The sequence below is a fragment of the Halorhodospira sp. 9621 genome (genome assembly GCF_022228055.1).
Lineage (GTDB): Bacteria > Pseudomonadota > Gammaproteobacteria > Nitrococcales > Halorhodospiraceae > Halorhodospira > Halorhodospira halophila_A.
In genome coordinates this window covers 15967-39058 of record NZ_JAJNRD010000013.1, presented here as the reverse complement: position 1 = coordinate 39058, position 23092 = coordinate 15967, and the positions used below count along the sequence as shown (strand labels likewise).

The window sequence follows — 23092 nt, the reverse complement described above, 5'->3', positions numbered from 1 at the left end:
AACCGATTCGGAGGCAACCGTGAGCGCTTCGCCCAACGTCGTCGATGTCACCATCGAGAATTTCAAGGAACAGGCCATCGATGCCTCGATGCAGCAGCCTGTGCTGATCTACTTCTGGGCGCAGTGGTGTGAGCCCTGCAAGACCCTCAGCCCGCTGCTGGAAAAGCTGGCCGATGAGTATCAGGGCGGCTTCCGCCTGGCCAAGGTGGACTGCGACCAGCAACAGCAGCTGGCCACGCAGGTGGGGGTGCAGAGCCTACCCACCGCCCTGCTGGTCAAGGAAGGACAACCGGTGGACCAGTTCATGGGCGCCGTCCCCGAGGGGGAGCTGCGCCAGTGGCTGGGCCAGTACGTGGAGGCCCCCGAGGCGGACCCCTATGAACAGGCCCGGGAGCTGATGAGCGAAGGCCGCTCCACCGAGGCGGTCCCGTACCTGCGCGCTGCCCGGGAACAGCGTCCCGATGAGGCCGGGGTCACCATCGACCTGGCCCGCGCGCTGCTGCAAAGCGGTGACGCCGACGAGGCCTTCACGCTGGTTGAGGGGCTGTCTGCCAACGATCAGCAGGACCCGCGGGCGCAGGGGATCCTCGCGCGCAAGGAGTTCGCCGAACGGGTGCGCGACCTGCCCGCGCTCGAGGCGCTGGAGCAGCGTGTGGAGGCCGACGCCGGCGACGGCCAGGCCCGCCTGGAACTGGCCTTGCGCCTGGTGGTAGCCGGCGGCGAGCTGGAGGCCCTGGACCACCTGCTCCACCTCGTCCAGCGCGACCCGGAGCGTCGTGACGAGGCCCACCAGGTGGCGCTCCAGGTCCTCGGCATGCTCGGCCCCGAGCACCCGGAGGCGCGCCGCTACCGCCAGCGGCTGTTCCAGCTGCTGCACTGAGCGGGGGCGTGGAGGCGTGCGGCCGGCGGGCCGGTGTCAGATGGCCTCGCCGGCCTCCTCGGCCCGCTTGCCGCTGCGCTCGAGCACGCGGTCGATGAACGCCCGGGTCTCGTACGGGGCCCGGCGGTGGAGCAACCAGCGCAGATCCTCGAGGTTCTGCAGGTTCGGGTTGGAGAGCAAGTTGCGGTAGACGTTGCCCGGCCCCCAGTTGTAGGCGGCCAGAGCCAGCCATGTGGCCATCGGCTCGCCGTAGCTGGCGTAGCGCTCGTGGAGGTGGGCCAAGTAATGGCTGCCGAGGAGGATGTTCAGCCGCGGGTCGGCCAGATCCTCGGCCTCGATCTCCAGGCCCTCGCGCTCGCCGAAGCGCTCGAGCCACTCCGGTACGCGCTCGCCAACGTCCACCGCTGCCATCGGGCGGACCTGCATCAGGCCCACCGCCCCGGCACTGCTCACCACCCCCGGGCGGTAGTCGCTCTCGGTGCGCACCACGGCACGGATCAGATCGGCGCTCAGGCCGGTGACCTCAGCCGCCTCGTCGATCAGCTCGTCAAGGTGCTCGCGCGGGATCACCCGGTTGGAGCCCACCGGCTGGTCGCGCTCGGCCTGCCGGTCCTCGACGATGGTCTCGACCACCGCCCGGGACACCTCGGGCATCCCGGCCGAGGCGCGCAGGCGCTCGAGCTGTTCGGAGCAGTCGGCCCCAGCCGCACCCCGCTCGGCCGCCCACGGCGAGTGGTGCAGGTGATACGCCCCGAGCGAGGCGAACACCAGACCACAGCCGCCGATGAGCCAGTTGGCGTGCATGCGCATGACGCACCCCCTTGCATGAAGCCCTGCCAATTTCCTCACTTTAACACGGGTATCAGGCGGCCGACGGCCTCGCCCCTGGCGCGGTTCGACGCGGCACGCAGCGCCCCGTATCATTCCGGGGTCGGTTCTTCCCAATAGCCTAGACGGGATCCGAGAGATCATGAGCGAAATCGCCAGCCGCCTGGCCGCGGTGCAGGAGCGCGTCCGCGCCGCCGAGGCCAGCCACGGCCGCCCGGCCGGCAGCGTGCAGATCCTGGCGGTCAGCAAACGCCACCCGGGGGCCGCCATCCGGGCCGCCCACGCCGCCGGGCAGCCCGCCTTCGGCGAGAACTACTTGCAGGAGGCCGCCGAGAAGCAGGCGGAACTGGCCGATCTGGACATCCAGTGGCACTTTATCGGCGGGGTACAGTCGAACAAAACCCGCGAGGTGGCCGAGCGCTTTGACTGGATTCACACCGTCGACCGGGCCAAGATCGCCCGCCGGCTCAGTGAGCAGCGCCCGAGCGATCGAGAAGCGCTTAACGTCTGCCTGCAGGTGAACATCAGCGAGGAGCCGCAGAAGGCCGGCTGCCCGCCGGACGACGTCTTCGAGCTCGCCGCCGCCGTGGACGGCCTGCCGAGGCTGCGCCTGCGCGGGCTGATGGCCCTGCCGGCACCGGCCGAGGCGTTCGCCGAGCAGCGCCAGCCGCTGGCCCGGCTGCGCAAGCTGCGCGAGGAGCTCCACGAGCGCGGCCACCGCGAGCTGGACACGCTGTCGATGGGGATGTCGGCGGACCTCGAGGCGGCCATCGCCGAGGGCGCCACCATCATACGGATCGGTACCGCGATCTTCGGGCCGCGGATGTAGAGGAGGAATCACTATGGCCCAGCACGCGCGCATCGCCTTCATCGGAGGCGGCAACATGGCCCGCTCGCTCATCGGCGGGCTGATCGCCGACGGCTACCCGGCCACGCACATCGTCGCCAGCGAGCCCGAGACCGAGCGCCGCGAACGCCTGGCCGGCGAACTGGGCATCGAGACCTGCGCCGACAATGCGGCGGCGGCGGAGGCCGCAGATGCCGTCATCCTGGCCGTCAAACCGCAGGTCATGCGCGGCGTGGCCGAGGCGCTCGGGCCGATCATCGCCCGGCGCGGCGCGGTGGCGATCTCCATCGCCGCCGGCATCCGCCTGGGCGATCTGCAGCGCTGGCTCGGCGCCGGAACGGCCATCGTGCGCACCATGCCCAACACCCCCTCGCTGGTACAGAGCGGTGCTACGGCGCTCTATGCCAACGAGCAGGCCAGTGAAGCGCAGCGCGAGCTGGCCGAGACCCTGCTGCGCGCCGTGGGGCAGACCCGGTGGCTGGAGAACGAGCAGCAGATGGACGCAGTGACCGCCATCTCCGGCAGCGGTCCGGCGTACTTCTTCCTGGTCATGGAGGCGTTGGAGGAGGCTGGCGTGGAGCTCGGCCTGGACCGCGAAACGGCCCGTCTGCTGACCCTGGAGACGGCCACCGGGGCGGCCCGCATGGCCCTGGAATCCGACGATCCGCCGGCGCAGCTGCGCCAGCGGGTGACCTCACCGGGGGGCACCACCGAGCGCGCCCTCGAAGTCCTGGAAGCGTCCGATCTGCGCGGTGCCTTGCAGCGGGCGGCCGAAGCCGCCGCGACCCGCGCCGATGAGCTTGGCAACCTGCTAGGGGAGCAGTAATGGAATCCAACCACTTCGCCGACGCCCTGATCTTCCTGATCGCCACCGCCTTCTCGCTCTACATCCTGGCGGTCCTGCTGCGCTTCTTGCTGCAGACGGTGCGTGCCGACTTCTTCAACCCGATCTCGCAGTTCCTGGTGCGCGCCACCTCACCGGTGCTCAACCCCCTGCGCCGGGTCATCCCCGGGGTCGGCGGCATCGATCTGGCGGCGATCGTACTGATGTTCGTCCTGCAACTGGCGGCGCTCTACATCATCTTCCTGCTCGCCTACGGGCAGCAGCCGCCGCTCGGGCCGCTGGCGATCGAGGCGGTGGGACGCCTGCTGGGCCTGGTGCTGAACCTCTATACGGTGCTGATCCTGATCGGCGTAATCATCAGCTGGGTCAACCCCACCGCCAGCCACCCGGGGCTGCACCTGCTCCAGCAGCTGGTCAACCCGATCCTGCGCCCGATCCGCTCCTTCATGCCGGATATGGGCGGACTGGACCTCTCGCCGCTGGTCGCCTTGGTGCTGATCCACGTGGTGCGGATGCTCACCGTCTACCCGCTGCGTGGCCAGGTACCACTGCCCATGTAGCCGCCGCGGCCCCGCGGCGTCGCCGGGGTGTCCGGCGGCGCCGTGATCCGTCCCGCACCCCCATCGACCGCTACGGTTGCCGACGCCATGGCCTGGATCACGCCGGACCCGGAAGACGACGCCTGGCTGGTGCACGTGCGCGTCACTCCGCGCGCCAAGCGCGAGGCGTTGGATGTCGAGGGCGAACGGCTGCGCGTGCGTCTGACCACCCCGCCGGTGGACGGCAAGGCCAACGCCGCGCTGTGCAAGCTGTTGGCCCGGCAGTTCGGCGTAGCCAAGTCGGCGATCACCCTGGTTCGCGGTGCCCGCAGCCGCGACAAGACCCTGCGCGTCAGCGCACCGAAACGCTGGCCGGCCGGCCTGCCGCACCCGGAGGACCCGCCGCCGCCCTGAGGCGGCTTGTCCCAGCCATAGCCGGCTCGCTAGACTGCACGGCTGTTGCTCAGCGAGCGGAAGCATCATGGTGAGAAGCCCGCCGACCGACTCCGTCGGACTGGTGACCCAGCACAAGGCGACCTTCGAGGAGCCTCTGCCGCTCGTCTGCGGGAGGGAGCTGCCGCGCTATGAGCTGGTCTACGAGACCTACGGCGAGCTCAACCGCGAGGGCACCAACGCCATCCTGGTCTGCCACGCCCTGTCGGGAAACCATCACGCGGCCGGTTATCACTCCGAGCACGACCGCAAGCCGGGTTGGTGGGAGACCTGCATCGGCCCGGGCAAGCCGCTGGATACCAACCGCTTCTTCGTTGTCTGCAGCAACAACCTGGGTGGCTGCCACGGCTCCACCGGGCCGGCCAGCATCAACCCGGAGACGGGTAAGCCCTACGGCGACCAGTTCCCCATCGTCACGGTGCGCGACTGGGTACGAAGCCAGGCACGCCTGGCCGATGAGCTGGGCATCCGCCAGTGGGCGGCGGTGGCCGGCGGCAGCTTGGGCGGCATGCAGGCGATGCAGTGGGCCATCGACTACCCCGACCGCCTGCGCCACGCCATTGTCATCGCCGCCGCGCCGCGGCTGTCGGCACAGAACATTGGCTTCAACGAGGTCGCCCGCCAGGCGATCATGAGCGACCCCGAGTTCCACGGCGGGCGTTACTACGATTACGGCGTCTCGCCCCGTCGTGGGCTGGCGGTGGCGCGCATGCTCGGACACATCACCTACCTCTCGGACGACGCCATGCGCGCGAAGTTCGGGCGCGATCTGCGCGGCGACATGAGCTTCGACTTCGAGCAGGTGGACTTCGAGGTCGAGAGCTACCTGCGCTACCAGGGACAGCGCTTCGTGCAGGACTTCGACGCCAACACCTACCTGCTGATGACCAAGGCGCTCGACTACTTCGATCCGGCCGCCGACCACGACGACGACTTCTCCGCGGCGCTCGCGCACATCCAGTGCTCGACCCTGCTGCTCTCCTTCTCCAGCGACTGGCGCTTCGCCCCGGCACGCTCGCGCGAGATCCTCCGCGCGCTGCTGGAACACAACAAGCCGGTCAGCTACATGGAGATCGAGGCCACCCAGGGCCACGACGCCTTCCTGATGCCCATCCAGCGCTACCTGGAGGCCTTCTCCGCCTACATGGGCAACGTCGCCCGGGAGGTGGGGGCGTGAATCCGCTGCGCCGCGAACTGGAGATCGTCGCCGACTGGATCGAGCCGGGCTCCCGGGTTCTGGACCTGGGCTGCGGCGACGGCACACTGCTCCACTATCTGGTCCAGCGTAAGGGCGTAACCGCCTACGGCCTGGAGATCGACCCGCGCAAGGTCACCCGATGCATGGACCGCGGCGTCAATGTGGTCCGTGCCGACCTGGACGAGGGGCTGGACGACTTCCATCGCGACAGCTTCGACCACGTCATCATGAGCCAGACCGTCCAGGCGGTGCGCTACCCGGACAAACTCCTTGAGGACATGCTGCGTGTGGGCCGCCACGGCATCGTCACCTTCCCCAACATCGGCTACTGGCGGCTGCGCATGCAGTTGCTGCTCAAGGGGCGCATGCCACGCAGCCCGGCCCTACCCAACGCTTGGTACAACTCGCCGAACATCCACCTGTGCACGGTGCGCGACTTCGAGCGCCTGTGCGCCACCATGGGCGTGCAGATCCGCGAGCGGCGCCTGCTCGACCGCGCCCACCGCTCGACACCGTTCATCGACCTGGCCCCGAACCTGCTCGGCGAGGTGGCCATCTACCGTTTCGTACGCGGCAGCGACTCCCTGTAGAATCCGGTCAAGGACGGGCGGTCGCCGCTCCGGGGTGCCGCCCGCGATCTCACCTGGCAGGAAACCGGGAAGTCTATGCAGCCCGAGTACGTGCGGTACAACCAGACCATCGTCGAGCGGCGGCGCTCCGCCTACCAGGACATCGTCATCGCCCACGATCCGGCGGTGGGGCACCTGCTCTACCTCGATGACGACCTGCAGATCGCCAACGCCGACGAGCCCTACAACCAGGCAATCACCCGGCCGCTGCGCGAGGCCAACGCACTGGGCGATGTGCTCATCCTCGGCGGCGGCGACGGCGGCGTCCTGCGCGCGCTGCTCGATGCCGGCGCGCGCCGGGCGGTGCTGGTGGATATCGACGGCGACGTCATCGAGCTCTCACGCCAGTACCTGCCGGATCTCTGCGGCGACGCCTTCGACCGGCCCGGCGCCGAGGTGGTGGTCGGCGACGCCTTCGCCTACCTCGACGCCGAGGAGCGCTGGGACGGCATCATCTATGACCTGACCATGGATCCGGTCCGAGAAGACCAGCCGCGAACCGAGTATATCCGCGAGATCCTCGCCAAGGTCTCGGACCGACTGAACCCCGGCGGGGTCATGGCCATGCAGTGCTGCGGCGCCGACGAACCCGGCCTGCGCGAGGAGATCCGCGCCGGACTGGCCCACACCTTCGCCGACTGGGGCGACTGGGAGGCCGAGGTACCGTCCTTTGACGTACCCTGGGTCTTTGCCTGGGCGCGCGCCCCGCGGGAGGCATCGTGACAACCTGGCTGATCACCCACCCCCAGTGCCTGGAGCATGACGCCGGCACCGGCCACCCGGAGAGCGCCGCGCGGCTGCAGGCCATCCTTCAGGCGCTCCAGCACGCCACCTTCGAGTACGTCCTGCGCGAGGAGGCGCCGCTGGCCACCACCGCGCAGCTCGAGCTGGCCCACGACCCGACCTACGTGCGCTCGCTGCTCGACAGCGTCCCCGCGGAGGGGGCCCGGCACATCGATCCGGACACCCGCCTCTGCCCGGCCACCGGCGAGGCCGCGCGGCGGGCCGCCGGAGCCGTCTGCCACGGGGTCGACGGCGTGCTCTCCGGGAAGGCGCAGCGCGTCTTCTGTGCGGTCCGCCCGCCGGGCCACCACGCCGAGTCCGATCGGGCCATGGGATTCTGCTTCTTCAACAACATCGCCGTCGGCGCCGGCCACGCAGTGGCCAACTACGGCCTGCAGCGGGTGGCGATGGTCGATTTCGATGTTCACCACGGCAACGGCACCGAGGAGATCAGCCGCGGCCGGCCGGGGTTCCACTACTTCTCGACCCACCAGCACCCCCTGTTCCCGGGCACCGGCACACCGGGCAGCGACAACCCGGCGAACATCGTCAACGTCACCCTGGCTGACGGCGATGGCTCTGAGGCGTTTCGCGAGGCCTTTACGCAGACCATCCTCCCCGCCCTCGACGCGCTGCAGCCGGAACTGATCCTGATTTCGGCAGGCTTCGACGCCCACCGCTCGGACCCGCTGGCCACCCTGCAGCTGGACGAGACCGACTTCGCCTGGGCCACCCGGGAGTTGGTGGACGTGGCCAAGCGCCACTGCCAGGGGCGCGTGGTTTCGGTGCTCGAGGGTGGCTACAACACCTCCGTGGTCGGCCGCTGCGCCGCGGCCCACCTCGAGGCACTGATGATGTAGGCTAAAGGCCATGCACGTGGAGGCGAACCGGAGCCCTTACCTCAACCCCGCCGAGCGCGTGCGCGGGGCCCAACGCACCCAGCAGCCCGAGGCTGCCGGGCGGACCGACTTTGCCCGCCACGCGGAGGCCGCTCGCCCCGCCTCACCCGTCCGCCCCACACCGCTGGCCGCCGAGGGGTTGGCCAGTGGCGGCGTGGGCCAGCCGCCAACCCCCCGACTCGGCGACGCCGGGGGGTTCCGGCCGCCGGAGCTCATCGCCGCCCGCTACGAGGGCCAGGATCGCAGCCTGACGCCGGAGGGCGGGCTGCGCAGCGGCGGAGCCGGCAGCCACGGCCTCCGGCCGGATACCGAGGATCTGCCCCGGGGGCTGCGGCAACTGGTCGAGGTTCAGGCCATGTCGCAGCCCGATGTCCTCGGCCGCGGCGGCCGCCTGGATCTGACCATCTAAGCCCCCCATGCCGGTTCAGACTCGCTACCAGGACGATCTGGCCCGGGGCGTTATCCACCCCGATCCAGCCCAGCAGCGCGCCGTGCAGGCCCTGCAGACACTCCACGACGACCTGCTCGCGCAGCCGGCCGGCGCCGGGTGGCTGGGCTGGCTGCGCCGGCGCCCGGGCACCGCCGCCCCCGGACTCTACCTCCACGGCCCGGTCGGGCGCGGCAAGACCTATCTGGTGGACGCCTTCTTCGATGCCCTGCCCTTCGCGGCCAAGCAGCGCCTGCACTTCCACCACTTTATGCGGCGTACCCACGACGCGCTGCACCGGCTGCGCGATCACCGCGATCCGCTCGGCCACCTGGCCCGCGACTTCGCCGCCGAGCATCGGGTGCTCTGCTTCGACGAGTTCCACGTCAGCGACATCGCCGACGCCATGATCCTTGGCCGCTTGCTCGAGCAGCTCATCGGCGAGGGGGTTACTCTGGTGGCCACCTCCAACGTGCACCCGGACGATCTCTACCGCGACGGCCTGCAGCGGGCCCGCTTCTTGCCGGCCATCGATGCGCTCAAGCGCCACTGCCGCGTGGTGAACCTGGACGGTGAGCGGGATTACCGGCTCGAGCGCCTGGAGCAGGCGCCGGTCTACCTGATCGGCGCGGCCGGCGAACACGACGCGCGACTGCAGGAGCGGTTCGTGCAGCTCGCCCCGGAGCCCGGGCAGAGCGACGGCACCCTGGACATCGAGGACCGGCCGATCCGCGCGCGCCGCTGGGCCGATGGCGTCGCTTGGTTCGATTTCACCGAGCTGTGCAGCGGGCCGCGCAGCGCCTCCGATTACATCGAGCTGGCACGACTGTTCCACACTGTGCTGGTCGCCGACGTGCCCCGCTTCGAGGCCAACCGCGAGGACGAGGCACGCCGGTGGATGGCGCTCGTCGACGAACTCTACGAGCGGCGGGTCAACCTGATCTGCTCGGCGACCGCAGCGCCGGAGGCCCTCTACGCCGGCCGGCGGCTGGCCTTTGAGTTCCAGCGCACCGCCAGCCGGCTCCACGAGATGCAGAGCCACGAGTACCTGGCCGAGCCCCATCGCCCCTGAAGCCAAGGAGAGATCGCCATGAACCAGCGCGGCGGCAAGACCGGCTACCGGCCGCAAATTCAGCGTCTGCGGCGAGGCGAAAAGCGCTCGCACCTGCTCTACTATCTACCGGTACACGACGGCAACGACGGGACGCGGCTCGGTGTCCTCGGCGATCTCTCGCCGGACGGGCTGCTGCTCATCGGGGACCGCGCTTTCACCCCCGGGCAGCGCCTGCAGCTGCAGATCCGTGGTGAGCCGGGCAGCGAGATCGCTGGCGATGTACGCATCGACGTCACCGCCGAGGCGCGCTGGTCGGCACCGGACGTGAACCCGGCCTATACGGCCACCGGGTTCCGCCTCGCCAACCCGGACGAGCGGACCCGACACGCCATTGAGACCCTGCTCCACGACCTCGGCCTGCTGGCCGGGGCGGACGACGAGGACGAGACAGGAGGACAGCCATGAGCGCCGACGCCGACAAGCACCCCCAGGACGACGACCCGCGTTCGCTATCCGATCACCGCATCCGCGAGAAGCACTCCCGCGAGGAGGTCCGGCGCTGGCGCGAGCAGGCGGCCGAGCACCATCGGCGCTGGTTCGACGTCATGAACAACCCCTACGGGCAGGACTGACGCTCCCCCCCGGGGGCACGACGGCCACCGGGGGAGAGACGCCCCGCGCTTACGCCGGGACGCGGGGGTTGAGGCTGTAGGTGGTGGTCATGCTGGCCTGATCGAGGATGTGCGGGCGAATGGCCTCGAGCAGGTCGGGCCCGCGGAAACCCGCCGCCACCGGCGCACGCTCCACGTCGAGGGCGTAGAGGGTGAAGATATAGCGGTGCGGGATGGAGTCGTTCCACGGCGGGCACGGCCCGTCGTAGCCGTAGTAGGTACCGCGCATCTCGTCACTGCCGGCGAGGAAGTCGGTGTAGTCGTTGACCCCCTGCCGGGTGCCGTGGGGCCCCTCGGGTGCATCCTTGCCCCCGGGCACCACGCCCTCGGCGAAGGCGCCCTCGGCCACCTCGCCCAGCCCCGGATCAAGGTCGACCAGCAACCAGTGGTAGAAGTCCACCCGCGGCAGGTCCGAGGGGATCTCCCGGTCCTCGCGATTCACGTCGCCGGCGTGGCTCGGGGCGTCCGGGTCGTGGCAGACCAGGACCAGCGAGCGCGTGCCCGCCGGCAGATCCGACCAGGCGAAGTGGGGGCTGAGATTCCGGCCCAGGGCCATGTGGTTTTCGGCATCCGGGATCCCGAAGGCGTACGGCTCCGGGACCGGTCGACCGTCGGTCAGGCTCTGACTCGTCAGGCGCATAGCTTGCCCCTCCTGCTGTTTGGGTTACCCTCGTGGGGATTGTAAAGCCGGCAGGCGCAGCGTGACGATGCAACAGCGACTGTTCGCGTACGGGACCATCCTCGCGGGGGCCGACGATCCGCAAGTGCAGGCAGCCATCCAGCGCTACACCGAACGCATCGACGAAGGCTGGATCCGTGGGCGCCTTTACGACCTGGGCCCCTTCCCGGGCGCGGTCCCCCGCCTGCCACAGGATTCCCGCGAGACCTGGGTGCGCGGGGTACTCCTCACGGTGCTCGATCCTCGCCGGGTCTTCCGCGTCCTCGACCCCTACGAGGACTGCGATCCGCAGCGACCGCGGGCCGGGCTGTACCGCCGGGAACAGGTCGCCGCGCACCCCGCCTCGGCCCCGGAGGCGCCGCTGACCTGCCAGATCTACTGGATCAACCGGGTCCCGCCTTACGCCCGCTTGATCGACAGCGGCGACTGGCACCACCACGTACAGAGCCGGCCGCCCTACGCCCCGCGTGGCGGCGCCTCGTAGCTAACGCGGCAACACCAGGTGGTCGGCCACCCGCTGCGGGTCGGGCGTGGCCAGCGGGGGGATGCGCCCGAGCCGCGGCGCCGGCAGGCGGGCATCGAGGCTGGCGATCTGCGCCTCGCGGCGCGGGTCGTCGGCCTCCAGCTCGCTGGCCACCCAGCCGGCCAGAGTGAGGCCGTCGGCACGGATCGCCTCGGCGCTGAGCAGGGCGTGGTTCAGACAGCCCAGGCGGACGCCGACGACCAGCACCACGGGCAGGCCGATCTGCCGGGCCAGACCGGCCACGTCCTGCGTCGGCCCCAGGGGCACCCGCCAGCCGCCGGCCCCCTCGACGACGGTGAACCGCTCCTGCGCCAGCGCCCGGGCCGCCGCGACCAACCCCGCAACATCGATGGATCGCCCCTCCTCCGCGGCCACCAGGTGCGGGGCGGCCGCCGCCTCCAGGGCGCACGGATTGACGGTGGCGTAGGGCGGAGCCGGATCGAACAGGGCCTGCAGCTGCTCGGCGTCGTCGTTGCGCAGTCCGGCGGCGGTGCGTCGGCAACCGGCGGCCACTGGCTTCATGGCCGCCACCGGGACCCCGCTGCGCTGCAGGAGACGGATCAGCCCCCCGGCGTAGACCGTCTTGCCGACTCCGGTGTCGGTGCCGGTGATGAACACCCCGGAGAGACCGTCCCGGTGCGCGCTCACCGCCGCCTCCGCCGGATACCGTGGACATCGAGCCGGACCTCGCCGGTCTCGTCGGCGCGCTGCGGGGTTCCGGCCATACCCCAGGCGTGGCCGTAGACCACCTCGTAGGTGGCCGGCACGCGGCCGTCGGGCTGACGCCAGGCGAGGCTATAGGCGGCCTCCACCCGGGCCAGGCGGTGGGGTGAGAGCAGACCGCGGGGGCGACCGGGGGCGGCGTTGGAGGCACCCAGGGCCTTGAGGTCGCGCATAACGGCACGCGGGTGGGCATAGGTGAGATTAAAGGGCTCGCCATCGAGCACCGGGTCGACGAACCCCGCCTCGAGCATCCGGTCGCCGACGTCGTGCTTGTCGGGAAAGCGGTGCACGCGGGCGTGATCGTCCACCTCGGCCCAAGCCCCGCGCAGCTCGTGCAGTGTATCCGGGCCGAAGGTGGCGAACATCACCGCCCCCTCCGGGGCGGTCACCCGCTGCAGCTCGCGCAGGGCCGCCGGCAGGTCCTCCGCCCACTGCAGGGCCAGGCTGGAGAAGACCAGTTCAAAGGTGTCGTCCGGGTACGGCAGGGCGTGAAGATCGGCGCAGACGCAGCGCGGACGTCGCAGCCACGGCGCCCGCCGCCGGGCCCGCTGCAGCATGGCCGGAGCGATGTCCAGGGCGTGGACCTCGGCTTTGCGGTAGCGCCGGATCAGCGCACGTGTCGCGTAGCCGGTCCCGGCACCGAGGTCGAGGACACGGCGCGGGGCCACCCGGACCGGATCGAGCCGCTCAAGCAGGCGGTCGGCGACCTCGCGCTGGAGTACGGCGACCTCGTCGTAGCGCTCCGCCGAGTCGTCGAAACTGCGTCGCACGCGACGGCGATCGATCCGCTGGGCATCGCCTGGGTTCACGATCGGACCTCCTCGAGGAAGCAGTGGATGGCCTGTGCCACTTCGGTGGCGTGGGTGCAGTGGGGCAGATGGCCAGCGTCATCGAGGATCTCCACCCGGCCGCCACAGGCCGCGGCGCCCCGCTGCAGCGCCGCCGTGGGCACCAGAGGATCACGCCCCCCCCCGAGCCATAGCGTCGGCGGCGGCTGCACCGCCCCGGCAAGCGCCCCGCGCAGGTCAGCCTCGGCGAGGGCCGCCAGCCCGGCCGCCAGCCCGTCGTTGGAGGCCTGACTGGGGTCGGCGACGGCAGCGGCATCGTCCGCCGAGACCCGCCCGAGCTGCCGGCGAAAACGCCGCACGGTCGCCGCCGGGCTCCGCCCGAGGCCAGCCTGCATGGCAGTCAGCTCTGCCGCCGGAGTCGCACACGGCCAGTCGGCCTCCATGGTAAACCGAGGCGTGGCAGCAATCAGGACCACACCGCGCAAGGGCTTGCCTCGGCGCAGGGCCTCCAGGGCAACGGTGCCGCCTAGCGACCAGCCCACCCAAACCGCATCGTCCGGCGCGGCATCGATGACCGGCGCAGCCACCCCGGCGAGTTCCACCGTGCCGGGGTCGGCGCAGCCGCCATGGCCCGGCAGCTCAAGCACGTCAGCCGGCACCTCCAGAGCGGCCCGCAAGGGGGCGAAGACGCGCGCATCGAAGGACCAGCCCGGGACCAGGAGCAGCGGCGCTGTCACGACACCGCCTCCGGGGTGGCGGGGTGGCGACGAGCGGCCGCATCCAGGGCCTCAAGCAGCCGGTCGATGTCCGCCTCGCCGTGGCAGGCGGTCAGGCTGACGCGCAGTCGGGCGGTTCCCGCCGGCACGGTCGGCGGCCGGATCGCCGCGACGCGCAGGCCGCGGCGATCGAGCTCGGCACTCCAGGCGCTGGCAGTGGCGCTTTGGCCGACGAGCACCGGGAGGATCGGCGTCTGCGGCCCCGGCGGTTGCGCCACCGGCAGGCCCAGCTCCCGGGCGCCGGCGCGGAAGCGGCTGATCAGCGCCTGCAGCCGCTCACGCCGCCACTGCTCGGCACGGGCGATGCGCACCGCCTCCAGGGCAGCCGCCGCCTGCGCCGCCGGCGGTGCCGTGGTGTAGATGTACGGGCGGGCCCACTGGCGCAGGGCGTCAATCAGGGTCCGGCTGCCGGCGACAAAGGCACCGAAGGTACCGAACGCCTTGCCCAGGGTACCCACCAGCACCGGGACCCGCTCCGGCGCGCAGCCGGTGGCCGGCACGCTGCCCTGCCCCCCGGGCCCGATCACCCCGAGGCCGTGGGCGTCGTCGACCACCAGCACCGCACCGGCGGCCTCGGCGACGGCGGCCAGCTCAGGCAGCGGGGCAACGTCGCCGTCCATGCTGAAGACACCGTCGGTGACCACCAGCGCAGCGCGCTCGCCCACCTGCTCCGCCAGATGCGCGGGGTCGGCGTGGCGGTAGCGCCGCGGGCGCGCCCCAGCAAGGCGTACGGCATCGATCAGCGAGGCGTGATTCAAACGGTCCTCGGCCACCGCCTGCCCCCGCCGGACCAGAGCGGTGATCACGCCCAGATTGGCCATGTAGCCGGTGGAGAAGAGAAGCGCGGCCTCCCGGCCGGTGAACGCCGCCAGCTCCGCCTCGAGCGCCTCGTGCTCGGGGCGGTGGCCGGTGACCAGGTGCGCAGCCCCGGCGCCGCTGCCCGAGCGCTGCGCGTGCTCGGCGAGAACCCGGGCCGGGCGCGGGTCGGCAGCCAGGCCGAGGTAATCATTGCCGCAGAAGACGGTGCACCGCCGGCCATCGCGCCGGACGGCGGTGGCCCCGTCGTAGCCGTCGAGGACCTCGGCGTGGCGGTACAGCCCCGCCTCGCGGCGCTCGGCGAGCCGCGGCGCCAGCCGCGCATCGAGCCGGGCCGCCGGATCGCTCACGGCTCCAGCTCGGCGCAACGGTGGGGGTGCGGCTCGAGCGTCATCCCCAGGCGATGGAGCAGCTGCCGGTCTGCGTCCGTCTCCGGGTTGCCGGTGGTCAGCAGCCGCTCGCCAAGGAAGAGGCTATTGGCCCCGGCGCTCAGGCACAACGCCTGGAGCTCGTCGCTCATCTGCTCGCGCCCGGCGGCCAGACGGACGTAGGAGCCGGGCATGACGATGCGCGCCGCTGCGATGGTGCGCACGACCTCGAACGGGTCCACCGCCTCGGTCTCCTCCAGCGGGGTACCGGGAATGGGGATCAGTCGGTTGACCGGCACGCTCTGCGGCTGCACCGGTAGGTTGGCCAGGGTGGCCAGCATCTCGACGCGGTCGGCGCGCGACTCGCCCAGGCCCACGATGCCACCGCAGCAGACGCGCATCCCGGCGGCGCGGATGCGCTCGAGCGTCTCCAGTCGCTGCTCGTAACTACGGGTGGTAACCACCTGATCGTAGTACGAAGCGGAGGTGTCGAGGTTGTGGTTGAAGTAGTCGAGCCCGGCCTCGGCCAGCCGCTCAGCCTGCCCCTCGGCGAGCAGGCCGGCGGAGAGGCAGCTCTCCAGCCCCTCTTCCTTCACCGCCCGGATCATGGCTTCCAGGGTCCCCAGGTCGCGGTCCCTGGGACCACGCCAGGCTGCGCCCATGCACAGCCGGGTGGCACCGCTGGCGCGGGCCCGGCGGGCTGCCTCGCGGACGGCCTCGACGTCGATCAGCCCCTCGCGCTCCAGGCCGGTGTCGTAGCGGGCGCTCTGCGAGCAGTAGGTGCAATCCTCGGCGCAGGCCCCGGTCTTGATCGAGACCAGGGTGCAGGCCTGGACCTGGCCCGGGTTAAAGTGGCGGCGGTGCACCTCCTGGGCACGGAAGAGCAACTCCGGGAGGGGCAGCTCGAACAGGGTATGGATCTGCGACGGATCCCAGCTCAGGGCGTCGGTCTCGGTCATGATCGGCTCACTGCTGATTGGCCGCGGGCCGTGCCGCGCAGGAAGCGCTCATGGTAGCAAGGAGGCCGCCATGGTCAACTACAGGCTTGCACGATCAGTCAACAAGTGGCTGGATATTATCCCGCCAGCCCTCTACCCACCGCGCTGCCGGTTGTGCGATGACCCGGGCGCCGACGGCCTCGACCTGTGCCGCGGCTGCCGGGCCGACCTGCCGTGGAACACCCCCTGCTGCCCGCACTGCGCCCTGCCGGGGGACGGCGCCCTGCCGTGCCCTTGCCGGCAGAGCCCGCTGCCCTTCCGGGCAGCGGTGGTACCGCTGCGCTACGAGGGACCGGCCGAGCGCCTGATCACCGCCTTCAAGTTCCACGGCCGGCTGGCCGAGGGGCAGCTGCTCGGCGCGCTGCTCGCCGACGCCGTCCGCCGGGACGCGGCGCCACTGCCCGCGGCCGTCGTCCCGGTCCCGCTCCACGCTCGGCGGCTGCGCCAGCGTGGCTTCGATCAGACGGCGGAACTGGCCCGGGCGGTGCGCCGCCGGCTCCCTCCCCTGCCCCTGTGCCGGGCACTGCGCCGGCGCGACGCCGATGCCCGGCAGGCCACCCGCAGCGCCCGGGCACGGCGCAGCGCCATCCGCGGCGCGTTCAGTGCCCGCCCCGGGCGGGTGCCGGGACACGTGGCCCTGCTCGACGATGTGGTCACCACCGGGGCGACGGCCGCCGAGGCGGCGCGCACCCTGCGCGCCGCTGGAGTGCAGCGGGTCGATCTGTGGGCGCTGGCGCGGACGCCGTAGGCATCGCGCCCGGTGCAGGGGCTAGAGGTGCAGGTCGGCCACCAGGCCGGCAAAGACTACGCCGCCGAGCCAGGCGTTGTTGAGGAAGGCGCGAAAGCAGTCCTGGCGCTCACGCCGGCGGATCAGGTACTGCTGATAGGCGAACAGCCCGGCCGCCCCGGCCAGCCCCAGGTAATAGGCCACACCGGCCTCCAGGTGCAGGCCGACCTGCAGCAGCGCCAGCAGCATCAGCGCCTGCAGGATGGCAATCATCAGTCGGTCCAGGTCGCCGAAGAGGATGGCCGTGGACTTGACGCCGATCTTCACATCGTCATCCCGGTCGACCATGGCGTACATGGTGTCGTAGACGGTGGCCCAGAGCACGGTGGCGATCAGCAGCAGCCAGGCCACCACGGGCACCGCCCCGGTCTGCGCGGCGAAGACCATGGGCACGGCCCACCCGAAGGCCAGCCCCAGATGGATCTGGGGCAGGTGGGTGTAGCGCTTGGTGAAGGGGTAGGTCGCCGCCAGCACCACCGCTACCAGCGACATCAGGATGGTCAGCGGATTGGTCAGCAGCACCAGCCCGAAGGCGAGCAGGCAGAGCACGACAAACAGGGCCAGCGCCTCGCGCTCGGAGACGCGCCCGGTGGCGAAGGGCCGCTGCCGGGTCCGCTTGACGTGCCCGTCGATGTGGCGATCGGCGAAGTCGTTGATGACGCACCCGGCGGCCCGCATGATCACTACACCGAGGGTGAAGATGACCAGCAGATCGAGATCCGGCACCCCGGCAGCCGCGATCCAAAGCGCCCAGAGCACCGGCCAGAGCAGCAGGAAGTTGCCGATGGGCCGATCGAGCCGCGTCAGCTGCGCATAGGTCCGCAGGCGCGCGTTCACGCCCCCTGGGCCGGATGGCTCCCCGCTATGCACCTCGCCGCTCACCCTCAACACCCTCCGGGAAAAAGACCTCGGTTACCAACAGACGCCGGCCGGCAACGGACAGCGTCGAGCGTCGCGCCCAGCCCCCGGCCGGCGACGGCAGACCGTGAGCGCGCAGCCAGTCGGCCAGCGGCTCGCGTCCACGCAGCCGGGCCACCGCCAGCGGACCGCGCTGCACATCGGCCGCCGAGAAGAGCAGTCGGCCCAGGGGGCGCTCGCCCAAGCGCGGCAGCCTCGCCAGCGGCCCGAGCAAACGATCCGGCACGATACTTCGGGCGTAGATAGTCGGGCCACCCTCGCAATCGAGCACGACCTCGCGCAACCAGGCGTGTCGTCCCACCGGCAACCCGAGGGCGACGCCCTCATCCGGGGCCGGCCGCTGCCAGGCCTGGCGCAGAACGTGAACGTGAACCGGACCGAAGCGCTCGAGCTGCGCCGTCAGGGAGCCGCGCTCGGTGAGCAGCCGGTGCACTGCCGGTTTCGGCCGCCCCGGGACCGCGGCCACCCCCGGCCGCCAGGCTGCCACCCGGGGATGCCAGACAGCGCGTTCCCTCACCCCGTTTGCCACTGCGAATCCACCACCCGTCATTGCGGAGCCGATCACACCTGCCCGTAGCGCTCGGCTTCGCCGACCCAACGGCGGATGAGCTGCTCGGCGGTCCCGGGAGCCCGCTCCAGGAGCTCGGCCCCCACCTGCTGGACGGCCTCGAGCAGATCCGCGTCACGGCGCAGGTCGGCCACGCGCAGGCTCAGCGCACCGGTCTGCCGGGTACCCAGCAACTCTCCGGGGCCGCGGATGTCCAGATCCCGCCGGGCGATGGCGAATCCGTCATCGGTCTCCCGCAACACGGCGAGCCGCTGCCGGGCGCTCTCAGACAGCGGACCATGATACATGAGCACACAAGTCGACGCCGCGCGGCCGCGCCCGACCCGTCCACGCAACTGATGGAGCTGCGCCAGGCCAAGCCGCTCGGCGTTGTCGATGACCATCAGGCTGGCGTTGGGCACGTCGACCCCGACCTCGATCACCGTCGTGGCCACCAGCAGCGCCACCTCGCCCCGGGCGAACGCCCCCATGGTGCGTTCCTTCTCGGTCGGGGTCATGCGGCCGTGGACCAGCGCCACGCGGTGGGCATCGCCCACGGCCCGCTCGAGTTCGGCAGCGGTGTCCTCAGCGGCCTGCGCCTCCAGTTCGTCCGAGGCCTCGATGAGGGTGCAGACCCAATACGCCTGGCGCCCCGCGTCGAGGGCAGCGCGGATGCGCTCGATGACTTCTCCGCGACGCCGCTCGGCGACCACCACCGTCTGCACCGGCGTGCGTCCCGGCGGGCGCTCGTCCAGCGAAGAGACGTCGAGATCGGCGTAGGCGGTCATGGCCAGGGTCCGGGGGATCGGGGTGGCGGTCATGGTCAGCTGGTGGGGCTCGGCGCCACCGCCCTTGTCTTTAAGCGCCAGGCGCTGGTGCACACCGAAGCGGTGCTGCTCGTCCACCACGACCAACCCCAGACGGCGGAACTGCACCTCCTCCTGGAACAGCGCATGGGTCCCCACGGCGATGCCGGCACGGCCCTCGGCCAGGCGCTGGCGCGCCGCACGACGCTCGCTCGCCGACGCGCCGCCGGATAGCCAGGCCACTTCCACACCCAGCGGCTGGAACCAGCCCTGCAGACTGCGGCAGTGCTGCTCGGCGAGCAGCTCGGTGGGCGCCATCAGCGCCGCCTGGTAGCCACTGCCCACGGCCCGGGCGCAAGCCAGGGCGGCGACGACGGTCTTGCCCGAGCCGACATCCCCCTGCAGCAGGCGCAGCATCGGCACCGTATCCGCCATGTCCGCGGCCAGCTCGGCGTCCACCCGCTGCTGCGCGCCGGTCAGCGGGAAAGGCAGGCTCGCCTGCAGCTGCCCGGCCAGCGCCTCGCCCTGGTCCAGCGGCGGGGCGCCGGCCTCCGAGCGCAGCGCCTGGCGCCGGCGACGCAGGGTGAGGTGGTGGGCGAGCAGCTCCTCGCAGGCCACCCGGCGCACCGCCGGATGGGTGCCGGCGAGCAGCGCCTCGGTGTCGGTCTCCGGCGGCGGGCGGTGAATGGTGCGCAGGGCCTCGGCGAGGGTCGGCCACTGCCCGTCCACCCACGCGGCCTCGGGCAAGCACTCCGGGGCAGCCTCGGGGAGCAGCCCCAGAGCGGCGTCGACCAGCTTGCGCAGCTGCCCCTGATGCAGGCCGTCGGTGCTGGCATAGACCGGGGTGAGGGCGTCCTCACCGGGACCGTCGGCATCGCCGGGGGCCACCCGCTGGTGCTCCGGATGGGCCATCTGCAGGCCGCCGTAACCGGCCCGCACCTCACCGAAGCAGCGCAGGAGTACGCCGCGGGTCAGGCGCTCGGCCTGGCGCGGATGGAAATGGAAGAAAACCAGATCGAGCTGCCCGGTGCCGTCACTGAGCCGGCACAGCAGGCGCTTGCGCCGCCCCCGGGCCACCTCGGACCACTCCACCCGCCCCTCGATCAGCACCCGCTCGCCGGGCTGCAGGCCACCGATGGGGCGCAGGCGGGTGCGGTCCTCGTAGCGGATGGGGCGGTGCAGCAGCAGATCGCCCACCGTGTGCAGCCCCAGCCGTGCCAGGCGTTCGGCCAGGCGCGGGCCGACACCCGGCAGGCTGGTCAGCCGCCGCTGTGCCCCTTCCACGGCCGGGCTTCAGCCCTCCCGGGGCAGGTAGAGCACGGCGTCCATCTCCACCGCCGCCCCCTTGGGCAGGGCGGCCACGCCGAGGGCGGCCCGCGACGGGTAGGGCTCGGAGAGGTATTGGGTCATCACCTCGTTGACCAGGGCGAAGTGGCTCAGGTCGGTGAGGTAGATGGCGATGCGCACGGCGTCGGCCAGAGTGCCGCCGGCGGCCTCGGCGACGGCACCGAGGTTCTCGAAGACGCGGGCCACCTGGCTGTGCATGTCGGCGCCGACGAGCTCACCGGTCTGCGGATCCAGCGGGATCTGCCCGGAGATATAGACGAAATCCCCGGCCCGCACCGCCTGGCTGTAGGGGCCGATGGCGGCCGGCGCGGCCTCGGTGTGGATGGTTTCTCGGGACATGGGCGCTCTCTCTCTCCTTAACCGTCTTTCTTGCGCACGATGCGCTGCACCGGCGGCATGGCCCGCAGATGGCGCACCACGGCCGCCAGGTGGCGGCGGTCACGCACCAGGATCAGGAAGCGGACGGTGGCGATCATACCGTCGCGCTCCTCGATGGTGACGTTCTCGATGCTCGCCCCCTGCTCCGAGATGCCGTGGGCGAGCTGGGCCAGCGCGCCGCGCTCGTTGACCACGTCGATGCCGATCAGGGTGGGGAACTCGGCGTCGACATCAGCCTCCCAGTCCACATCCACCCAGCTCTCCGAACGTTTGCGCTGGCTGGCCACGTTCTTGCAGTCGCGGTGGTGGATGACCACGCCCCGGCCGGTGCTGACGAAGCCGACGATCGGGTCGCCGGGGATCGGCCGGCAGCAGCGCGCGAAGGAGACCACGGTGCCCTCGTTGCCGCGGATGGTCAGGGTGCCGTGGGGCTCGGGCTCATCGGGGCGCTCTTCGAGCTCGACCTCGCCCTGCTCCAGGCCGCTGAGCTGCTGCGCCACCAGCCACGGGACCCGGTTGCCCAGGCCGACATCGCGGAATAGGTCGTCGAGGCTGGCCAAGCCGGTGCCGGCCAGGGCCTCGTCGACACGCCCGGGATCGAGGGCGTCGAGGTCCACCGACAGCGCCGAGAGGGCGCGCTCGACCATGCGCCGGCCGAGTTCGATGGCCTCGTCATCGCGCAGCCGCTTGAGCGCGTGGCGGATGGCGGTGCGCGCTTTGGCGGTGACCACGAAATCGAGCCACACCGGATTGGGGCGCCCCACCGGGGCGGTGATGATCTCGACCATCTGCCCGCTCTGCAGCGGAGTGCGCAGCGGCGTAAGGCGGTGGTCGACCTTGGCGGCGATGCAGGAGTTGCCCACGTCGGAGTGGATCGCGTAGGCCAGGTCCACGGGCGTGGCGTTGCTCGGCAGTTCGAGGATGTCGCCCTTGGGGGTGAAGACGTAGATCTCGTCGGGGACCAGGTCGATCTTGACGCTCTCGATGAACTCCTCGGAGGTCCCGACGCTGCGCTGCATCTCGAGCAGGTCCTTGACCCACTGCCGGGCCCGCACCTGGGCCGTGTTGCCGCTCTCGCCAGCGTCCTTGTAGAACCAGTGCGCGGCGATGCCCGACTCGGCCACGGCGTGCATGTCGCGGGTGCGGATCTGCGCCTCGAGGCGGATGCGGTGCGGGCCGACCAGGGTGGTGTGCAGCGACTGGTAGCCGTTGGCCTTGGGGATAGCGATGTAGTCCTTGATCCGACCCGGCCGAGGTTTGTAGAGCCCGTGGAGGATGCCGAGCACGCGATAACACTCGTCGACGGTGTCGACGACCACCCGGAAGCCGTAGACGTCGAAGACGTCGCGGAAGTTGAGCTGCTTGTGGACCATCTTGCAGTAGATAGACCACAGGTGCTTCTCGCGGCCGGCCACGTCGGCGTGGATCCCGGCCTGCTCTAGGCGCGTACGCACTTGATCGCAAACGGTGTCGAGGATCACGCCGCGCCGCCCGCGCTGCCGGGCGAGCTTCTCCTTGAGCGCCCGGTAGCGCAGCGGGTAGTGGGCGGCAAAGCCCAGGTCCTCGAGCTCGGTGCGCAGGCTGTTGATACCCAGGCGCTGGGCGATGGGGGCGTAGATGTCGAGGGTCTCGCGGGCGATGCGGCGGCGCTTCTCCGGACGCATGATCCAGATCGTGCGCATGTTGTGGAGGCGGTCGGCAAGCTTGATCAGGATGACGCGGATGTCCTGGGCCATGGCCAGGATCATCTTGCGAAAGCTCTCCGCCTGCGCCTCCTCCTTGCTCTGGAAGTCGATGGCGCCTAGCTTGGAGACCCCGTCGACGAGCTCGGCCACCTGTTCGCCAAAGCGCTCGGCGATCCCCTCTTTAGCGGTGGGGGTGTCCTCGATGACGTCGTGGAGCAGTGCGGCCACGACCGCCTCGGCATCGAGGCGCATCTCGGCGAGGATGCGGGCGACGGCGATCGGGTGCGTGATGTAGGGCTCGCCGGAGCGGCGCCGCTGCCCCTCGTGGGCGGCGGCGCTGAACCGGTAGGCCTCGCGGACCTGTTCGATCTGGTGGGGCTCGAGGTAGCGCTCGAGCAGGGCACAGACTTCCTGGATGCGCCGCTCCGGGTCGGAAGCCGACGCCGATTCACCGGCGTTGATGACACTCGCGGCGCGCGCCATACATTTCCCGGACCGGTCTCTCAGGTGGTCGGATCGGAATCACCGGACCCCGTCCCGGCGTCCTCCGCCGACTCGTCGAAGGAGCGCTCTTGGCTGGCGCCCGGATCCGGCTGCACGGGGCCGCCGCCGACCTCGGCCTCGACGTCGGCGGCGCTGAAGCCACCCAGGCTCAGGCTCTCCGCCGCGTTATCCTCGGCGCCGGTCAGGATCTCGGAGGTGACGTGGCCGGCGGCGATCTCGCGCAGCGCCACCACTGTCGGCTTGTCGTTCTCCCAGTCGACCAACGGCTCGATGCCCTTGGCCAGCTGCCGGGCCCGCTTGGCGCCGGCGAGCACGAGCTCGAAGCGGTTGTCCACGTTGTCCAGGCAATCCTCTACGGTGACGCGAGCCATCGCGCTCCTCCAGACACAATTCAGCA

The 23092-nt window shown here is 71.1% G+C and carries 28 protein-coding genes; 15 read left to right on the top strand and 13 right to left on the bottom strand.

The window, feature by feature from the left end:
* Window positions 1–19 precede the first annotated feature (19 nt).
* Window positions 20–880: a thioredoxin gene (gene trxA, locus LRF89_RS13580; RefSeq protein WP_201241869.1), complete on the top strand. Its 861-nt coding sequence runs from the start codon at window positions 20–22 to the stop codon at window positions 878–880.
* 36 nt (window positions 881–916) lie between these two features.
* Here the strand turns inward: trxA and LRF89_RS07890 are convergent, their stop codons facing one another.
* Entirely contained in the window at window positions 917–1690 is a 774-nt protein-coding gene (locus LRF89_RS07890; RefSeq protein WP_201241870.1) for a lytic transglycosylase domain-containing protein, read from the bottom strand.
* 160 nt (window positions 1691–1850) lie between these two features.
* Here LRF89_RS07890 and LRF89_RS07885 point away from each other — a divergent pair, with 160 nt between their 5' ends.
* The 12 genes from LRF89_RS07885 to LRF89_RS07830 all read left to right on the top strand — a co-directional run bounded on the left by LRF89_RS07885 (window position 1851) and on the right by LRF89_RS07830 (window position 10013).
* Window positions 1851–2537 (top strand): YggS family pyridoxal phosphate-dependent enzyme, encoded by a 687-nt coding sequence (locus LRF89_RS07885; protein WP_201169567.1) that lies wholly within the window; start codon window positions 1851–1853, stop codon window positions 2535–2537.
* Between the two features lie 13 nt (window positions 2538–2550).
* Complete coding sequence (proC, locus tag LRF89_RS07880; protein ID WP_201169570.1) at window positions 2551–3381, top strand: pyrroline-5-carboxylate reductase; 831 nt, start codon at window positions 2551–2553, stop codon at window positions 3379–3381.
* Complete coding sequence (locus LRF89_RS07875) at window positions 3381–3959, top strand: YggT family protein (protein ID WP_201169573.1); 579 nt, start codon at window positions 3381–3383, stop codon at window positions 3957–3959. Before proC ends, LRF89_RS07875 begins: the two co-directional genes overlap by 1 nt.
* A gap of 87 nt (window positions 3960–4046) precedes the next feature.
* Window positions 4047–4352 (top strand): DUF167 domain-containing protein, encoded by a 306-nt coding sequence (locus LRF89_RS07870; protein WP_238636862.1) that lies wholly within the window; start codon window positions 4047–4049, stop codon window positions 4350–4352.
* A 67-nt stretch (window positions 4353–4419) separates the two neighbouring features.
* Window positions 4420–5568 (top strand): homoserine O-succinyltransferase MetX, encoded by a 1149-nt coding sequence (gene metX / locus LRF89_RS07865; protein ID WP_201169577.1) that lies wholly within the window; start codon window positions 4420–4422, stop codon window positions 5566–5568.
* Window positions 5565–6179: a methionine biosynthesis protein MetW gene (metW, locus tag LRF89_RS07860; RefSeq protein ID WP_425307179.1), complete on the top strand. Its 615-nt coding sequence runs from the start codon at window positions 5565–5567 to the stop codon at window positions 6177–6179. The genes metX and metW overlap by 4 nt, the downstream gene beginning before the upstream one ends.
* Before the next feature lie 75 nt (window positions 6180–6254).
* A complete protein-coding gene (locus LRF89_RS07855) occupies window positions 6255–6941 on the top strand; it encodes a spermidine synthase (protein ID WP_201169579.1) in 687 nt (228 codons plus the stop codon).
* Entirely contained in the window at window positions 6935–7861 is a 927-nt protein-coding gene (locus LRF89_RS07850; protein WP_370641497.1) for a histone deacetylase family protein, read from the top strand. Before LRF89_RS07855 ends, LRF89_RS07850 begins: the two co-directional genes overlap by 7 nt.
* Window positions 7862–7871: 10 nt before the next feature.
* Entirely contained in the window at window positions 7872–8309 is a 438-nt protein-coding gene (locus LRF89_RS07845; RefSeq protein ID WP_238634768.1) for a hypothetical protein, read from the top strand.
* Between the two features lie 7 nt (window positions 8310–8316).
* Complete coding sequence (zapE, locus tag LRF89_RS07840) at window positions 8317–9399, top strand: cell division protein ZapE (RefSeq protein WP_201169585.1); 1083 nt, start codon at window positions 8317–8319, stop codon at window positions 9397–9399.
* Window positions 9400–9417: 18 nt separating this feature from the next.
* Window positions 9418–9846 carry a PilZ domain-containing protein gene (locus LRF89_RS07835; protein ID WP_201169587.1) on the top strand — a complete coding sequence of 143 codons (429 nt, stop codon included), beginning with the start codon at window positions 9418–9420 and terminating at the stop codon, window positions 9844–9846.
* Complete coding sequence (locus tag LRF89_RS07830; RefSeq protein ID WP_201169588.1) at window positions 9843–10013, top strand: hypothetical protein; 171 nt, start codon at window positions 9843–9845, stop codon at window positions 10011–10013. Before LRF89_RS07835 ends, LRF89_RS07830 begins: the two co-directional genes overlap by 4 nt.
* 49 nt (window positions 10014–10062) lie before the next feature.
* Here the strand turns inward: LRF89_RS07830 and LRF89_RS07825 are convergent, their stop codons facing one another.
* Complete coding sequence (locus tag LRF89_RS07825) at window positions 10063–10692, bottom strand: YbhB/YbcL family Raf kinase inhibitor-like protein (protein WP_201169589.1); 630 nt, start codon at window positions 10690–10692, stop codon at window positions 10063–10065.
* A gap of 67 nt (window positions 10693–10759) precedes the next feature.
* Here LRF89_RS07825 and LRF89_RS07820 point away from each other — a divergent pair, with 67 nt between their 5' ends.
* A complete protein-coding gene (locus tag LRF89_RS07820; protein ID WP_201241876.1) occupies window positions 10760–11215 on the top strand; it encodes a gamma-glutamylcyclotransferase family protein in 456 nt (151 codons plus the stop codon).
* On the opposite strand, the gene bioD is transcribed toward LRF89_RS07820, so the two are convergent.
* Genes bioD through bioB form a run of 5 tightly spaced genes read right to left on the bottom strand, consistent with a single transcriptional unit; the run spans window position 11216 to window position 15684 of the window.
* Window positions 11216–11902, bottom strand: a complete 687-nt coding sequence (bioD, locus tag LRF89_RS07815; protein ID WP_201169591.1) for a dethiobiotin synthase — start codon at window positions 11900–11902, stop codon at window positions 11216–11218.
* Window positions 11899–12786 carry a malonyl-ACP O-methyltransferase BioC gene (bioC, locus tag LRF89_RS07810; protein WP_201169592.1) on the bottom strand — a complete coding sequence of 296 codons (888 nt, stop codon included), beginning with the start codon at window positions 12784–12786 and terminating at the stop codon, window positions 11899–11901. The genes bioD and bioC overlap by 4 nt, the downstream gene beginning before the upstream one ends.
* A complete protein-coding gene (locus LRF89_RS07805; RefSeq protein WP_238633337.1) occupies window positions 12783–13502 on the bottom strand; it encodes an alpha/beta fold hydrolase in 720 nt (239 codons plus the stop codon). Before LRF89_RS07805 ends, bioC begins: the two co-directional genes overlap by 4 nt.
* Entirely contained in the window at window positions 13499–14707 is a 1209-nt protein-coding gene (gene bioF / locus LRF89_RS07800) for an 8-amino-7-oxononanoate synthase (protein WP_238634766.1), read from the bottom strand. Before bioF ends, LRF89_RS07805 begins: the two co-directional genes overlap by 4 nt.
* Window positions 14704–15684, bottom strand: coding sequence for a biotin synthase BioB (gene bioB, locus LRF89_RS07795; protein ID WP_201241878.1), 981 nt, complete (start codon window positions 15682–15684; stop codon window positions 14704–14706). Before bioB ends, bioF begins: the two co-directional genes overlap by 4 nt.
* A 70-nt stretch (window positions 15685–15754) precedes the next feature.
* On the opposite strand from bioB, the gene LRF89_RS07790 reads away from it, so the two are divergent.
* Window positions 15755–16471 (top strand): ComF family protein, encoded by a 717-nt coding sequence (locus LRF89_RS07790; protein WP_238636861.1) that lies wholly within the window; start codon window positions 15755–15757, stop codon window positions 16469–16471.
* A 21-nt stretch (window positions 16472–16492) separates the two neighbouring features.
* Here LRF89_RS07790 and ubiA read toward each other — a convergent pair whose 3' ends face one another.
* From ubiA to rpoZ, 6 genes are all read right to left on the bottom strand, one after another.
* Window positions 16493–17347: a 4-hydroxybenzoate octaprenyltransferase gene (gene ubiA / locus LRF89_RS07785; protein WP_201169601.1), complete on the bottom strand. Its 855-nt coding sequence runs from the start codon at window positions 17345–17347 to the stop codon at window positions 16493–16495.
* 25 nt (window positions 17348–17372) lie between these two features.
* Window positions 17373–17915: a chorismate lyase gene (locus LRF89_RS07780; protein ID WP_201169604.1), complete on the bottom strand. Its 543-nt coding sequence runs from the start codon at window positions 17913–17915 to the stop codon at window positions 17373–17375.
* Window positions 17916–17989: 74 nt separating this feature from the next.
* On the bottom strand, window positions 17990–20065 hold the full coding sequence (recG, locus tag LRF89_RS07775) for an ATP-dependent DNA helicase RecG (protein WP_238634765.1): 2076 nt from the start codon (window positions 20063–20065) through the stop codon (window positions 17990–17992).
* A 9-nt stretch (window positions 20066–20074) separates the two neighbouring features.
* Complete coding sequence (locus LRF89_RS07770) at window positions 20075–20467, bottom strand: RidA family protein (protein WP_201169608.1); 393 nt, start codon at window positions 20465–20467, stop codon at window positions 20075–20077.
* Window positions 20468–20484: 17 nt separating this feature from the next.
* The gene (gene spoT / locus LRF89_RS07765) at window positions 20485–22674 is read right to left on the bottom strand and encodes a bifunctional GTP diphosphokinase/guanosine-3',5'-bis pyrophosphate 3'-pyrophosphohydrolase (protein WP_201169609.1); all 2190 of its coding nucleotides are present in this window, start codon (window positions 22672–22674) and stop codon (window positions 20485–20487) included.
* Window positions 22675–22694: 20 nt separating this feature from the next.
* Complete coding sequence (rpoZ, locus tag LRF89_RS07760; protein WP_201169610.1) at window positions 22695–23066, bottom strand: DNA-directed RNA polymerase subunit omega; 372 nt, start codon at window positions 23064–23066, stop codon at window positions 22695–22697.
* Window positions 23067–23092 lie beyond the last annotated feature (26 nt).